At 73.5% G+C, this 14,561-nt stretch carries 11 protein-coding genes, 4 tRNA genes and 1 other RNA gene; 7 read left to right on the forward strand and 9 right to left on the reverse strand.

Annotated features, from left to right (window positions below):
• The first annotated feature begins 88 nt into the window (after positions 1 to 88).
• Positions 89 to 493 carry a hypothetical protein gene (locus tag DEJ43_RS19040; protein WP_015035021.1) on the forward strand — a complete coding sequence of 135 codons (405 nt, stop codon included), beginning with the start codon at positions 89 to 91 and terminating at the stop codon, positions 491 to 493.
• Between the two features lie 83 nt (positions 494 to 576).
• Here the strand turns inward: DEJ43_RS19040 and DEJ43_RS19045 are convergent.
• Positions 577 to 664: transfer RNA gene (locus DEJ43_RS19045), tRNA-Ser, on the reverse strand.
• A 129-nt stretch (positions 665 to 793) separates the two neighbouring features.
• Between DEJ43_RS19045 and ffs the strand changes: the two genes are divergently transcribed.
• From ffs to DEJ43_RS19085, 6 genes are all read left to right on the forward strand, one after another.
• Positions 794 to 892, forward strand: an RNA gene (ffs, locus tag DEJ43_RS19050) — signal recognition particle sRNA small type.
• A gap of 207 nt (positions 893 to 1,099) precedes the next feature.
• Positions 1,100 to 3,259 (forward strand): DNA polymerase III subunit gamma and tau, encoded by a 2,160-nt coding sequence (locus DEJ43_RS19055; protein ID WP_071891410.1) that lies wholly within the window; start codon positions 1,100 to 1,102, stop codon positions 3,257 to 3,259.
• A 61-nt stretch (positions 3,260 to 3,320) separates the two neighbouring features.
• Positions 3,321 to 4,571 carry a phosphoribosylamine--glycine ligase gene (gene purD / locus DEJ43_RS19060; RefSeq protein WP_041662689.1) on the forward strand — a complete coding sequence of 417 codons (1,251 nt, stop codon included), beginning with the start codon at positions 3,321 to 3,323 and terminating at the stop codon, positions 4,569 to 4,571.
• 250 nt (positions 4,572 to 4,821) lie between these two features.
• A complete protein-coding gene (locus tag DEJ43_RS19065) occupies positions 4,822 to 6,792 on the forward strand; it encodes a M48 family metalloprotease (protein WP_015035024.1) in 1,971 nt (656 codons plus the stop codon).
• Positions 6,793 to 7,043: 251 nt separating this feature from the next.
• On the forward strand, positions 7,044 to 8,504 hold the full coding sequence (locus DEJ43_RS19080; protein WP_015035025.1) for a N,N-dimethylformamidase beta subunit family domain-containing protein: 1,461 nt from the start codon (positions 7,044 to 7,046) through the stop codon (positions 8,502 to 8,504).
• A gap of 88 nt (positions 8,505 to 8,592) precedes the next feature.
• Complete coding sequence (locus tag DEJ43_RS19085) at positions 8,593 to 9,501, forward strand: phosphoribosylaminoimidazolesuccinocarboxamide synthase (protein WP_015035026.1); 909 nt, start codon at positions 8,593 to 8,595, stop codon at positions 9,499 to 9,501.
• 72 nt (positions 9,502 to 9,573) lie between these two features.
• Here the strand turns inward: DEJ43_RS19085 and DEJ43_RS19090 are convergent.
• The 8 genes from DEJ43_RS19090 to DEJ43_RS19125 form a co-directional block, all read right to left on the reverse strand.
• Positions 9,574 to 9,649 (reverse strand) — tRNA-Gly (locus DEJ43_RS19090).
• A 22-nt stretch (positions 9,650 to 9,671) separates the two neighbouring features.
• Positions 9,672 to 10,286: a response regulator transcription factor gene (locus DEJ43_RS19095; protein ID WP_015035027.1), complete on the reverse strand. Its 615-nt coding sequence runs from the start codon at positions 10,284 to 10,286 to the stop codon at positions 9,672 to 9,674.
• Positions 10,283 to 11,599 (reverse strand): sensor histidine kinase, encoded by a 1,317-nt coding sequence (locus DEJ43_RS19100; RefSeq protein WP_015035028.1) that lies wholly within the window; start codon positions 11,597 to 11,599, stop codon positions 10,283 to 10,285. The genes DEJ43_RS19095 and DEJ43_RS19100 overlap by 4 nt, the downstream gene beginning before the upstream one ends.
• A gap of 38 nt (positions 11,600 to 11,637) precedes the next feature.
• Positions 11,638 to 12,453: an ABC transporter permease gene (locus DEJ43_RS19105; RefSeq protein WP_015035029.1), complete on the reverse strand. Its 816-nt coding sequence runs from the start codon at positions 12,451 to 12,453 to the stop codon at positions 11,638 to 11,640.
• 66 nt (positions 12,454 to 12,519) lie between these two features.
• A complete protein-coding gene (locus tag DEJ43_RS19110) occupies positions 12,520 to 13,530 on the reverse strand; it encodes an ABC transporter ATP-binding protein (protein ID WP_015035030.1) in 1,011 nt (336 codons plus the stop codon).
• Between the two features lie 160 nt (positions 13,531 to 13,690).
• Positions 13,691 to 13,766, reverse strand: a tRNA-Gly gene (locus tag DEJ43_RS19115).
• 81 nt (positions 13,767 to 13,847) lie between these two features.
• A tRNA-Gly gene (locus DEJ43_RS19120) sits at positions 13,848 to 13,919 on the reverse strand.
• A gap of 145 nt (positions 13,920 to 14,064) precedes the next feature.
• Positions 14,065 to 14,406 (reverse strand): histone-like nucleoid-structuring protein Lsr2, encoded by a 342-nt coding sequence (locus DEJ43_RS19125; protein ID WP_071891413.1) that lies wholly within the window; start codon positions 14,404 to 14,406, stop codon positions 14,065 to 14,067.
• Positions 14,407 to 14,561 lie beyond the last annotated feature (155 nt).

Raw genomic sequence — 14,561 nt, forward strand, 5'->3', positions numbered from 1 at the left:
CGCCCCGCCTCACATTTCGCGGCCCTGTGTCGTCGAACCGACGAGACACTATCGATCACCGCCGCGAGGCAGAAGAGGGGACCGCACCATGGCCACCCGGACGACGGCAGCACGCCGAACCCTCACGCTCGTGCAGGTCGCGACAGCCCTGCAGACCTTGTCCCTCTTCTTCCAGGCGACCACCGCCGGGATGCTGCTGTCCTCGTCCGTCGGCGAGGTGCTGCACAGCGTCGGAGCGCGGGTGATGTACGGCGCGACGATGCTGTACGTGCTGGCCGCGATCCTGGCGTGGCGGCCGGGCGGCGGCTCGCCGCGGCCCATCCTCTATTCGTCCGGCTTCCTGGTGCTCGCCTCGGCGCAGGTGATCCTGGGCATAGCCCACGTGCCGCCGGTCCACGTCCCCCTGGGCGTGCTGATGTTCGCCCTGAGCGTGCTGGCACTGGGCCAGGCCCTGACGACCCACCGGGCCCACCGGACGGTCGCCGGCGCGTAACGCCGCCGGGGAAGCCACGGACAACGTCGAAGGGCCCCACCGTGAACGGTGGGGCCCTTCGACGAATTGCCCGGTGAGAGCAATGGCGGAGGATACGAGATTCGAACTCGTGAGGGGTTGCCCCCAACACGCTTTCCAAGCGTGCGCCCTAGGCCTCTAGGCGAATCCTCCGCCGCGAACATTACATGACCGAGGAGGGTGCTCGCGAACTCGATCGGGGGAGGGGGTCGGGTGGGGTCCCCGAGGTGTCCCAGGTGGGGGGAGCTGGGCAAGGCGGGGTCGGGGATCGGGTACGCTGGGCGGAGCCCCTCACGCGGTGCTATCTGACTGAACTCCCCCAGGGCCGGAAGGCAGCAAGGGTAGGTCGGCTCTGGCAGGTGCGTGAGGGGCGCTTGCGTTCCCGGGCGGGCCGGGCCAGGCGGGCCGGGCCAGGCGGGCCGGGCCGATCAGGTCGGGTTGGGCCGGGCCGGGCCGGTCACGTCGGTCCGGGCCGGTCACGTCAGGCCCCTCAGGTCGGGCCGAGGCGGTGCGGGCTCCGACCTCACCCGCCCCCCGCCCCCGGTGGTTTTTCCCGGGTTGTCGGTGGGCGCCTATAACCTCGTACATGTGTCGTCTCTCGCGCTCTACCGCCGCTATCGCCCCGAGTCCTTCGCCGAGGTCATCGGGCAGGAGCATGTCACCGACCCGTTGCAGCAGGCCCTGCGGAACAACCGGGTCAATCACGCGTACCTGTTCAGCGGGCCCCGGGGCTGTGGCAAGACGACCAGTGCGCGCATCCTCGCGCGGTGTCTGAACTGTGAGCAGGGGCCGACGCCCACGCCCTGCGGGGAGTGCCAGTCCTGCCGTGACCTCGCGCGGAACGGGCCGGGGTCGATCGACGTCATCGAGATCGACGCCGCCTCGCACGGTGGTGTGGACGACGCCCGTGACCTGCGGGAGAAGGCCTTCTTCGGGCCCGCGTCCAGCCGCTACAAGATCTACATCATCGACGAGGCCCACATGGTCACCTCGGCGGGCTTCAACGCCCTCCTGAAGGTGGTCGAGGAGCCGCCGGAGCACCTGAAGTTCATCTTCGCCACGACCGAGCCCGAGAAGGTCATCGGGACCATCCGGTCGCGGACCCATCACTATCCCTTCCGGCTGGTGCCGCCCGGCACGCTCCGGGACTACCTCGGCGAGGTGTGCGGCCGCGAGGGGATCCCCGTCGAGGACGGGGTGCTGCCGCTCGTCGTCCGGGCCGGTGCCGGTTCCGTGCGTGACTCCATGTCCGTGATGGACCAGCTCCTGGCCGGTGCCGCCGCCGACGGCGTGACGTACGCCATGGCGACCTCGCTGCTGGGCTACACCGACGGGTCGCTGCTCGACTCGGTCGTGGAGGCCTTCGCGGCCGGTGACGGCGCCGCCGCCTTCGAGGTCGTCGACCGGGTGATCGAGGGCGGCAACGATCCGCGCAGGTTCGTCGCCGACCTCCTGGAGCGGCTGCGTGACCTGGTGATCCTGGCCGCCGTGCCGGACGCTGCCGAGAAGGGGCTCATCGACGCCCCCGTCGACGTGATCGAGCGCATGCAGGCCCAGGCGTCCGTGTTCGGCGCCGCCGAGCTGAGCCGGGCCGCCGACCTGGTCAACACCGGTCTGACCGAGATGCGGGGCGCCACCTCGCCCCGGCTCCAGCTGGAGCTGATCTGCGCGCGCGTGCTGCTGCCCGCCGCCTTCGACGACGAGCGTTCCGTCCAGGCGCGCCTGGACCGCCTGGAGCGCGGCGCGGCCTCCGGGCCGTCGGTGTCCGCCGCGCCCGCCTTCGTGCAGGGCCCGCCGGTCTTCACGCCGGGGCCGTCGGGACCGCCCGCGCCCGCCCTGGGGTACGTCCCCGGTCCCGACGCCCACACCCCGATGGCCCCGCCCCCGCCGGCCCCCGCGCCCGCTCCCGTACAGGCCGCGCCGCAGGCGGCGCCCGCCCCCGCTCCCGTGGAGGCTCCCGCGCCCCAGGCGCCCGCCGGGCCCCGGCCCGGCGCCTGGCCCGGTGCCGCCACTCCCGGCGGCGGCGCTCCCGGTGCCTGGCCCGGCGCGTCCGCCCCGGCGGCGCCGGCTCCGGCCGCGCCCGCCCCCGTGCAGGCGCGGCAGCCCGCGCCGGCGCCCGCCCCGGCCGCCACGGGCGGTGACACCGCCCAGGTGCGGAACCTCTGGCCGCAGATCCTCGACGCCGTGAAGAACCGGCGCCGTTTCACCTGGATCCTGCTCAGCCAGAACGCGCAGGTCGCGGGCTTCGACGGCACGACCCTCCAGCTCGGCTTCCTCAACGCGGGTGCTCGCGACAACTTCGCGAGCAGCGGCAGTGAGGACGTCCTCAAGCAGGCCCTCGCCGAGCAGTTCCAGGTGAACTGGAAGATCGAGGCGATCATCGACCCCTCGGGTGGTGCCTCGCCGCCGCCCGCCGCCACCGGCTTCGGCGGGTCGGGTGGTACCGGAGGCTTCGGCCGGCCGCAGGCCGCCGCTCCCGCGCCCGCCTTCCAGCAGGCTCCGCCGTCCGCCCCGGCCCCGCAGCAGGCGCCGGCCGCTCCGCAGCCGCCCGCCTTCCAGCAGGCTCCCGCGCCCGAGCGGCAGGAGTCCGCGTCCGCGTACACGCCGCCCGCGCCGCAGCCCGTGGCGCCTGAGGACGACGTGCCGGAGGAGGACGATCCGGACCTCGTCGACTCGGCGCTGTCCGGGCACGACCTGATCGTGCGGGAGCTCGGAGCCACGGTTGTGGAGGAATACACGAACGAGTAGGGGCGTCTCGTTCAGTGGCCCGCACAAGGGGCATCCCGGCCAGCGGGCTACCCTGGCTGGCGTGAAGGTCCTCGTCATCGGCGGCGGCGCCCGCGAACACGCCCTGTGCCGCTCTCTCTCCCTCGATCCCGACGTCACCGCTCTGCACTGCGCGCCCGGCAACGCCGGAATCGCGGAGGTCGCCGAGCTGCACCCCGTCGACCAGCTGGACGGCGACGCCGTCGCGCGCCTCGCCACCGAGCTCGGTGCCGGTCTGGTCGTCGTCGGCCCGGAGGCCCCGCTCGTCGCCGGCGTCGCCGACGCCGTCCGCGCGGCCGGCATCCCCGCCTTCGGCCCCTCGCGGGAGGCGGCGCGGCTGGAGGGCTCCAAGGCGTTCGCCAAGGACGTCATGGCCGGGGCGAACGTTCCGACGGCCCGCAGCTACGTCTGCACCACTCCGGAGGAGATCGACGAGGCGCTCGACGCCTTCGGCGCTCCGTACGTGGTCAAGGACGACGGTCTGGCCGCCGGCAAGGGCGTCGTCGTGACCGACGACCTCGCCAAGGCGCGGGAGCACGCGCTGGCCTGCGACCGGGTGGTCATCGAGGAGTTCCTGGACGGCCCCGAGGTCTCCCTCTTCGCGATCACCGACGGCACCACCGTCCTGCCGCTGCAGCCCGCGCAGGACTTCAAGCGCGCGCTCGACGGCGACGAGGGCCCGAACACCGGCGGCATGGGCGCCTACTCGCCGCTGCCGTGGGCGGACCCGAAGCTGGTCGAGGAGGTCCTCGGGACCGTCCTCCAGCCGACCGTCGACGAGCTGCGCCGCCGCGGCACGCCGTTCTCGGGCCTGCTGTACGCGGGTCTGGCGATCACCAGCCGTGGCGTCCGGGTCATCGAGTTCAACGCCCGCTTCGGCGACCCGGAGACCCAGGTCGTGCTGGCCCGGCTGAAGACCCCCCTGGCGGGTGTCCTGCTGCACTCCGCGAACGGCACTCTGGACGACCAGGCGCCGCTGAACTGGAGCGACGAGGCCGCGGTCACCGTGGTCGTCGCCTCCCACAACTACCCGGAGACCCCGCGGACGGGCGACCCGATCGAGGGCCTGGACGAGGTCGCCGAGAAGGACGCCCCGCACGCGTACGTGCTCCATGCCGGGACGAAGCGGGACGGCGACGCGATCGTGAGCGCCGGCGGCCGGGTCCTTTCGGTCACCGCGACCGGAACGGACCTGTCGCAGGCCCGCGAGCGTGCCTACGCGGCGGTCGGCCGCATCCGCCTTGACGGCTCGCAGCACCGTACGGACATCGCGCGGAAGGCCGCCGAGGCCTGAGTTCCCGCAGCTGAATCGTGCGGCCGTGCGGGGAACCGTACGGCCGCACGAGCGCCATCACCTTTACCCAAAGCCATTCCATCGAGTGACGGCTCGGCCATCCGGATGACGTCCGCCCATGCCCCAACTAGGGTGCGGCGAAGGCGTTCCGGCACTTGGCCCACCGGCATTGCGATGTCAGTGGCGGGTGCCACAGTGGGGGAGTGAGCAACACCGCCACAGGCAGTCCCGTCGAGGGCAGGAGGGGGTGATGTACGGCGTGTCCGGTACCGGTTCCGTTGTCGGCGAGGAGTGGGGAGCGCGCGCCGCGCGCTCCCGGGCCCTCGCCGTCCTCCGGGTCCGCGGCAGGGCGCTGGGCCTCGCGGTCCTGCCCGCCGCCGTGGCCGTCGTGCTCTACGCGGGCGGGGTCACCGGCCACTTCACCGGCCCCGGCTGGGACGCGGCCCGCTGGGTCGTGACCGTCCTCGCCGTCCTCACCCTCCTCGCCGCCACCGCCGTCGGCCTCGTCGTCGCCCGGGCCCGCCCGGCCGCGACGCCCACGGTGGAGCTCGCCGAGACCGCCGCCCCCGACCTCTACCGGCTCGTCCGCGACCTCGCCGACCGCCTCGACGTGCCCGCGCCCTCCGCGATAGCCCTGACCCCGGACTGCGACAGCTGGCTGGAGGACCGCACCCACCGCGCCCACCGCGCCCACCTGGGGCCGCACCCGGCCGTCGGCGGAGCCGGTGACGGTGCTCCCGTCCTGGTCATAGGCTCGCCCTTCCTCTGGTGGATGCGCGTCGGCGAGCTCCGGGCCGTCCTCGCCCCCGTCGTCGCCGGTACGGGCCCCGCCGCCCACCCCGACATAGCGGCCGCGCGCCGCTTCGTCCGGGGCCTCGACGCCGCCGTCGCGGTGCCCGGGACCCCCGGCCTCGACCCGCTGCGCCGACTCGGCGCGCACGGCGTCGGGCAGGTCGCCCGCGTCCTGCTCCGGGCCTGCCGCGGGCACGCGGCGGAGATGGAGCGCGGGGTCGCCGCGGCCGGCTCGGAGCGCGCCCAGGCCGTGGACTACGGCGTGCGGATCGTCGCCCAGGAGCAGGTCGGCCTGGCGTACGCGGGCTGGGACCGGCTCCTCACCCGGGTCGCGCTGCCCGCCTGGCGCATGGGCCGCTGGCCCGCCAAGCTCGACGCGGGCGTGGTCTCGGCGCTGACCGAACTGTCCCGCCGCGACCGGCTCGCGGACGGCTTCTCCTCCCGGCTCGGCGAGCGGCCGGCCTGCGACCTCCTGGAGGAGCCGGGCGCGGTCGACGAGGCCACCTCGCTGCTCGCCGCCCGTCTCTTCCACGGCGGCCCCGCCGAACCGGGGCCCGACTGGTCGCCGGTGGAGTGGAGCCAGTACCCGGAGGAGGTCGTCGACCGGAAGTGGCGCACCGACGCGGCCCGGCTGCACCAGGTCCTCGACGGTCTCGGCCTGTCCGGTTCGGCGGCGGGCAGTGACGCGGCCGCCGACGACGGCCCGACCCTGACCCGGGTGATCGCCCACCTGGCCCTCGCGCGCCCGGCCGGCCCCGGAGCCGTACCCCTGGACGTGGAGGACCGCGACGGCGCCGCGGACCCGGCCGACACCGACACCGACCCCGACACCGACCCCGGCATCGGCACCGGTGAGGAACTTCCGCTGCCGGCGGCCCACCACGACGACGAGGACCCCGTGAACCCCGCCGCCGAGGCGCTGGCCGGTGCGCTCAGCGCGCTCCTCGCCCGCGAGGAGGCCGCCCGGGAAGCGCGCGTGGCCGCCGCCACCGCCCTCACGACGGCGGCGGCGTCCGAAAGCCCGGACAGGACCGACCGAGGCGACAAGACCGACCGGGGCGACAAGACCGACCGGGGCGACAAGACCGACCGGGCCGACAAGGCCGACCGTTCCGGCGGCGCGAGTCCCGTCGTCGTCAGCGGTCCCGACGGCCCCCTGCCGCTCTTCCCGCTCCAGCCGCCCCGCTCGGGCCGCGACCTGCTCGCCGACCACGTCACCGCGATGGTCTGCTGCGCGGCCGTGGACACCGCCGAGGCCGCTCCCGGTCTCGACTGGCTCGACGGGCCGGCGCTGCTGGTGGGCGGTGAGCGGGCGGTGGACCTCGGCCCGCGGGTCCTCGCGCTGGTCGAGGACGGCGATCCGGAGCCGCTGCGCGCCTGGCTGGCGCGTACGGGAGTGCGTCCGGAGAAGCCCGTACGCCTGGTCTGAGGCGGGTCCGGGCCGCACCGGTGATCACCCGTTTCGGAGCCCCGGCTTCCACTCTCGCCAATTCACGACGAACGGTGACGGAGTGCGTGCGTTATGTGATGTGCTGGAGACCGCCACTGACAGATACACGGGCCAGCGGCACGGACCAGCGGACCACAGCACGAACCACAGCACGAACCAAAGCACGGACCAGAGGCACGAACCAGAGGCAGTGACCAGCCGACCCGGGGGAGTCAAGGGAGGGGCGCAGCATGGGGGCGGAGCAGATCAGGCGGTGGGAGTCGGGCGCGCTCGCGCACGCCGTCACCGATCCCTTCGGGCAGGGCCCGCTGCCCTGGTTGCGCGGTTCCGAGAACTACTTCGACGACACCGGGCAGATGGTCCCCTGGTACGCGGACGAGATCCTGGCCCGGGGCGGCAGCGGCGGCCCGCGGACGGCCGACGACGTCCGGCGCCAGATCAAGGGCTTCGCCTCCGTCGGTGCCGTCGCCCCGGGCGAGTCGATCGACTTCCACATCACGGTGGACCCGCCGCAGCAGTTCTCGGTCGACGTCTACCGGATCGGTCACTACGGCGGCGACGGCGCGGCGAAGATCACCACCAGTCCGCGGCTCTCCGGGATCGTCCAGCCGGCCCCGCTGACCGCCGACCGCACGGTCTCCTGTCACCACTGGTGGCAGTCCTGGCGGCTCCAGGTGCCCTCGTACTGGTCGATCGGGGCGTACGTCGCCGTCCTCACCACCGCCGACGGCTACCGCTCGCACATCCCGTTCACGGTCCGCGACGACCACCCGGCCGATCTGCTCCTCGTCCTCCCGGACGTGACCTGGCAGGCGTACAACCTCTACCCGGAGGACGGTCACACCGGCGCCAGTCTCTACCACGCCTGGGACGAGGAGGGCCGGCTGCTCGGCGAGCAGGACGCGGCCGTGACCGTCTCGTTCGACCGCCCGTACGCGGGTGCGGGGCTGCCGCTGCACGTGGGGCACGCCTACGACTTCATCCGCTGGGCCGAGCGCTACGGCTACGACCTGGCGTACGCCGAGACCCGCGACCTGCACGCCGGCCGGGTCGACCCGGGCCGTTACCGGGGCCTGGTGTTCCCCGGTCACGACGAGTACTGGTCGGCGCCGATGCGCAGGACCGTCGAACTCGCCCGCGACCAGGGCACGTCGCTGGTCTTCCTCTCCGCCAACACCATGTACTGGCAGGTGGAGCTCGCCCCTTCGCCGTCCGGGGTGCCGGACCGGCTCCTCACCTGCCGCAAGCGGCGCGGTCCCGGCCGGCCCGCGCTGTGGCGCGAGGTCGACCGACCGGAGCAGCAGCTCCTCGGCATCCAGTACGCGGGCCGGGTGCCCGAACCGCACCCGCTGGTCGTACGGAACGCGGAGCACTGGCTCTGGGAGGCGACCGGCGCCGGTGACGGCGACGAGCTGCCCGGCCTGGTCGCGGGTGAGGCCGACCGTTACTTCCCGCGGACGGCGCTGCCGGAGCACCAGGGCCGCATCCTGCTCGCCCACTCGCCGTACCGCGATGCCGCCGGGGCGGCCCGGCACCAGGAGACGAGCCTCTACCGGGCGCCTTCGGGTGCCTGGGTCTTCGCCTCCGGCACTTTCGCCTGGTCCCCGGCGCTCGACCGGCCCGGCCATGTCGACGCCCGGATCCAGCGGGCCACCGCGAACCTCCTCGACCGCATCTGCAAGAGGGACTGAGCGGGGAGTCACAGGGGCGGGCGTCCGGAGCCGTCCGGATGTGCGAGAGAATCGGAGACGCTCCTGGATCAACCTACGCGGAGGAACCGTGTCCGGATTCGTAGAAAAGCCCGAACCCGTCCAGGTCCCGGGCCTCACCCATCTCCACACGGGCAAGGTTCGCGACCTGTACCGGAACGAGGCGGGCGATCTCGTGATGGTGGCGAGTGACCGCATGTCCGCGTACGACTGGGTGCTGCCCTCCGAGATCCCCGACAAGGGGCGGGTCCTCACCCAGCTGTCCCTGTGGTGGTTCGATCAGCTCTCCGACCTGGTCCCGCACCACGTGCTCTCGACCGAGGTGCCGGCCGGCGCCCCCGCCGACTGGGCGGGCCGCACCACGGTCTGCAAGTCGCTGAACATGGTCCCGGTCGAGTGCGTGGCCCGCGGCTACCTCACCGGCTCCGGTCTGCTGGAGTACGACGAGTCCCGCACGGTCTGCGGCCTCGCCCTCCCCGAGGGGCTCTCCGACGGCTCGGAGCTGCCCGCGCCGATCTTCACCCCGGCCACCAAGGCCGCGGTCGGCGACCACGACGAGAACGTGTCGTACGAGGAGGTCGCCCGGCAGGTCGGCGCCGAGACGGCGGCGCTGCTGCGGCAGTCGACCCTCGCCGTGTACGGCCGGGCCCGGGACATCGCCCGCGACCGGGGGATCATCCTGGCGGACACCAAGTTCGAGTTCGGCTTCGACGGGGAGACGCTCGTCCTCGCCGACGAGGTCCTCACCCCGGACTCCTCGCGCTTCTGGCCGGCCGACCAGTGGGAGCCGGGCCGCGCCCAGCCCTCGTACGACAAGCAGTTCGTGCGGAACTGGCTGACCTCCCCGGCCTCCGGCTGGGACCGCAGGAGCGAGCAGCCGCCGCCGGCCCTCCCGCAGGAGATCGTGGAGGCCACGAGCGCCAAGTACGTGGAGGCGTACGAGCTGCTGACCGGCAAGGCCTGGTCCGACAGCTTCTGATGCCGGGTGCCCCGGGCGAAGGAGCCCGGGGCACGAGAAAGCCCCCGGTCGGTTCGACCGGGGGCTTCTTCGTGGAGCGGACGACGAGATTCGAACTCGCGACCCTCACCTTGGCAAGGTGATGCTCTACCAACTGAGCCACGTCCGCATGCGCCGTAGCGCGGAGCCAACTATACCCAACCTTTCGCCTGTGCGAGACGCACTGCCGCATGACGGTTCTCGGCACCGAGTTTCGCGGCGGCGGAGGAGAGGTAGTTCCGGACGGTTCCGGGGGAGAGCGAGGCGCGCCGGGCGATCTCCGCGACGGGCGCCCCGTCGGCGGAGAACTCGAGCACCTCGGCCTCCCGCGCGGTCAGTGGGGAGTCCCCGGCGGCGATGGCGTCCGCCGCCAACTCCGGGTCCACGTAACGGTTTCCGGCGTGCACGGTAAGGATGATCTCGGCGAGCCGCTGGGCGCTGACGGTCTTCGGGACGAAGCCGCGGACCCCCGCCGAGAGGGCCCGCTTGAGGTGGCCGGGACGGCCGTGACCGGTCACGATCATGGTGCGGCAGTCGGGCAGTTCGTCCCTCAGCGCTGTGGCGACCCTCACACCGTCGGCGCCCGGCATCTGCAGATCGAGCACGGCGACGTCGGGGCGGTGGGCGCGGGCCATGGCGAGCGCCTCGGGTCCGGTCGCGGCCTCGGCGACGACGACGAGGTCGTCCTCCAGCCTGAGCAGCGCGGCGAGCGCGCCGCGGATCAGGTGCTCGTCGTCGGCGAGCAGCACGCGTACGGGCGTGGTCATCGCCGCACCCCCGCCCGGGCCAGCGGGACGCGGGCCGTCACCAGGAACGTCCCGCCGTCGCCCGGGCCCGCCTCCAGGGTTCCGCCGACGGCCGCGAGCCGCTCCCGCAGCCCGAGGAGCCCGGTGCCGGCGCCGCTGCCGCCGTCCTCCCGTACCCCGTCGTTCTCCACCGTCAGCAGCACCGTGTCCTCCTCCGCGCGGACGGCGATGGCGCAGCGCCGCGCGTCCCCGTGCCGCAGTACGTTCGTCGTGGTCTCCCGGACCACCCAGCCGAGCGCCGACCGGATCTCGTACGGCAGGCCGGTCCCGGGAGGGCCGAAAGCGAAGACGACGCCGGACTCGACGCCGGGGTTGAAGGCGGACTCGGCGCCGGAGTCGAAGGCGGACTCGACGTCGGACTCGACGCCGAAGTCGAAGGCGGACTCGACGGAGCAGTCGATCCCGGCCGCGTCGAGGACCCCGCGGGCCCCCTCCAGTTCCACCCGCAGATCGGCCTCGCGGTAGCCGCGGACGACCTCGCGCACCTCCCGCTGGGACTCCTGGGCGATGCGCTGCACCTCGATCATCTGGTCGACCGCCTCGGGGCGTCCGCGCCGGGCCAGCCGCACGGCGAGCTCGCTCTTGAGGGCGATCACGGACAGATTCCGGCCGAGGATGTCGTGCAGGTCCCGCCCGAACCGCAGCCGCTCCTCGGCGACCGCGAGCCGCGCCTGCACGTCGCGGGCCTCGCGCAGTTCGAAGACGACGCCGAGGACCCAGAGCGAGAGCCGCACGGTCACGGCGAGCCAGCCGGTGACGAAGAGGACGATCAGCACGGTGACGATGCTTTGCCCGGTGTCCTGCCCGGTGAGCGGGACGAGGACGAGGAGCGCGCCGGCGAGCAGCGCCTGGTGCAGGGCGACGGTCCGGACGCGGTGCACCAGGCAGTGTCCGGCGAGGAAGGGCACGAGCGCCGCCCCGAGCATGCCGGGCAGCAGCTCGGCGAGGTCGGCGGTCGCCGCCTCCAGGAGGACGGCCCCGGCGGTCGCCGCCCCGGCCGCCGCGGCGGGCAGCACCTCACGCGGCGGGAGTACGGTCCCGGGCTTCAGGTAGGCGTCCATGGCGCGGCGCAGCAGGCGGTGGCCGAGCACCCCGTTCGCGAGGGCGAGCAGCGGGGCGGCGACGACCAGGAGGAGCGGCGCCTCGTGCCGGACCGGCCGGACCAGGAGCAGCATCCCGAGGACGAGCACGGCGGACCACATCAGCATGTACGCGGTGACGCGGGTGTAGAGGTCGACCTTGGCCAGGCCGCTCCGGCCGCTCCAGCTCTTCACGGGCGCAGGTCCGTCCTCTCGGTCTCGCGCGGGATTCCTCAGCGTCGGGGCTCCCAGCGGAACCACCGCTGCACAGCAAACACCGAGACCGCGATCCAGGCCACAGCGGTCGCCGCCGCGCCCAGGAGCTCGGCCGCGGGGACGCCGCCGGTCCAGCCGGCCCGTACCAGCGTCATCACGCCGGTCACCGGCAGCAGTTCGCAGACCGAGGCGAGTCGGTCGGGGAGCAGCGAGAGGGGGACGAAGAGCCCGGAGCCGAGGGAGGAGACCAGGACCAGGGGCAGGGCGGTGAGCTGGGCGCTCTCGGGGGTGCGGGTGACGGCCGAGGTGGCGGCGGCGAGGGCGGCGAACAGGACGGTGCCGAGGAGGACGCCGGCGAGGAGGAGTTCGGGCCTGGCGGGTGCGGGCAGGCCGAGGACGGTGATGCCGCCGGTGGCGAGGACGGCGCACTGGGCGAGGGCGAGCGTGGTGGCGGGCAGGGCGATGCCGGTGAGGATCTCGGGGTCGGTCGGTTCGCCGGTGCGGAGCCGTTTGAGGACGAGGGTCTCGCGGCGGGCGACGTAGGCGGAGACGAGGTTGCTGTAGACGCCCATGAGGAGGGCCATGCCCATGGCGCCGCTCACGGCGACCTCGGCGAGGCTGGTGCCCGCCTTGCCGAGGTCGGCGCTGCGCAGGGAGCTGCGGACGGCCCCGACCATGAGGAGGGGGACGAGGATCGCGCCGAAGAGCGCGGTGCGGTTGCGGACGAGCAGGGTCAGTTCGGCCCGTCCGAGGGCGACGAGCCGCGTACGGGAGGGGACGCGGGTACGGGAGAGGGCCCTAGTACGGGAGGGGGTCGGGGCGAGGGTGCTCATCGGGCGGTCTCCGGTGGCGGGGTAGGGGTGCTCATCGGGCGGCCTCCGGCTGCGGGGTGGGGGTGCTCATCGGTCGGCCTCCGGCTGCGGGGTGGGGGCTTCCGTCACGGTGTCCGCCGCGGCGGCGATGTCGAGGAAGGCCTCTTCGAGGGAGGCGGCGCGGGCGTCGAGCCCGTGGAGCCGTACGTCGTGGTCATGGGCCCAGCCGAGCAGTGCGGCGAGGTCGTCCTGGAGGTGTCCGGTACGGATCTCCACCCGGCCGCCGTCCTCGGCGGCCCGCAGGTGGAGCGGGAGCCGGGCGGCGGGGACTCCGGCGGGGAGGGTGAAGCGGATGCGGGCGGGCCGGGCGGCGGTGACCTCGGCGGGGGTGCCGGTGAGGACGATCTGCCCGCGGTGCATGATCGCGAGCCGGTCGGCCAGGATCTCGGCCTCCTCCAGGTAGTGGGTGGTGAGCAGCACGGTGGTGCCGCCGTCGCGGAGGGCGCGGACGAGGTCCCAGGTGTCGCGGCGGCCTTCGGCGTCGAGGCCGGTGGTGGGTTCGTCGAGGAAGAGGACCTCGGGGCGGCCGAGGAGCGCGAGGGCGAGGTCGAGCCGGCGCCGTTCGCCGCCGGACAGCTGCTTGACCCGGACCTGTTCGCGGCCGCCGAGTCCGGTGGCGTCGAGGGCTTCGGCGGCGGGCCGGGCGTTGCTGGTGCAGCCCGCCCACATCCTCACGGTTTCGGCCACGGTGAGTTCGGAGGGGAAGCCGCCTTCCTGGAGCATCACGCCGATCCGGGGGCGGACGGCGGTCCGCTCGCGGTACGGGTCGTGGCCGAGGACGCGGGCGGTGCCGGCGCTGGGGGCGGCGAGTCCTTCGAGGAGTTCGACGGTGGAGGTCTTGCCGGCGCCGTTGGTGCCGAGGAGGGCGAAGATCTCGCCGCGCGGGACGGTGAAGGAGATGCCGCGGACGGCTTCGAAGCCGCCGGTGTAGCCGCGGCGCAGGCCGTCCGCTTCGATGGCGAAGGCCGGGTGGGTCGTGCCGTGGGCCGCCCGGTGGGTGGTCCGGGGGTGCGTCGCGTCGGTCGTCGCGTGGGTCATGTGTCCAGGCTCGCGGCGGCCCGGGCGGTCCGGCAGTGCGCGCTGTCACCGCCCGCTTCTGACAAATGTCATGGGGGCGCGGGGGCTTGGAGGAACGGGGGGCCCGGGGGAACGGGGACACGACGAAGGCCCCGGTTCCTGAGAACCGGGGCCTTCGATCTGGAGCGGACGACGAGATTCGAACTCGCGACCCTCACCTTGGCAAGGTGATGCTCTACCAACTGAGCCACGTCCGCATTGCTGCCGCTCAGCTTTCACTGGGCGGTGCGAGCACCACTCTACCTGATGCACCGGAGTGCTTCGGTCTTGCGATGCAGAGCGGGTGACAGGAATTGCACACTGCGCCTTCCCCCTGGAAGGGGGACGTTCTGCTACTGAACTACACCCGCACGCTGCGTGAGGTGGGGCTTTGCGGCCTCGCCCCTCGGCGTGTTCCAGACTCTAGCGGATCATGGGGGGTGCAATGCAAATCGGCTCCGGCCGCCCCGCCGGGGGCTGGGGGGCCGCCCGGCCGGCGGCCGGGGCCGGGCCCGCTCAACTCGCGGCGCGGAAGGCCTCGTAGACCCGCTTCGGGATGCGGCCCCGCGCGGGCACCTCCATCTTGTTGGACTGCGCCCAGGCGCGGACCGCCGCCGGGTCGGGCGCGAGCGAGGTGTGGGTGTACGACTCCGCGGCGGGGCTCCGGCCGGCCGCGGCCTTCGCCGGCAGCTTGCGCCCGGCGGCGAGGTACGGCGCGAGAGCCTTGCGGAGTTTCTTTGCATTGGCAGCATTCAGGTCGATCTCGTACATCTTCCCGTCGAGGCCGAACGCGACCGTTTCAGCCGCTTCTCCGCCGTCCATGTCGTCGGAGAGAGTGACCACCACACGCTGAGCCACGGATATCTGTCCTTTCCTTCGGCCGATGCCGCTTCGGGGGCGCTTGTGACGCCTCTGACGTGCGGCGATACAGACCGTACGGCTGTGCCGGGACAATGCTGCTTTCTTCTGGAATCCTTTGTACAGCGGCAGGCGTCGCATTGTGAAGCCCTGGC

Origin of the sequence: Streptomyces venezuelae ATCC 10712 (assembly GCF_008639165.1) — a bacterium.
GTDB classification, from domain to species: Bacteria; Actinomycetota; Actinomycetes; order Streptomycetales; family Streptomycetaceae; genus Streptomyces; species Streptomyces venezuelae.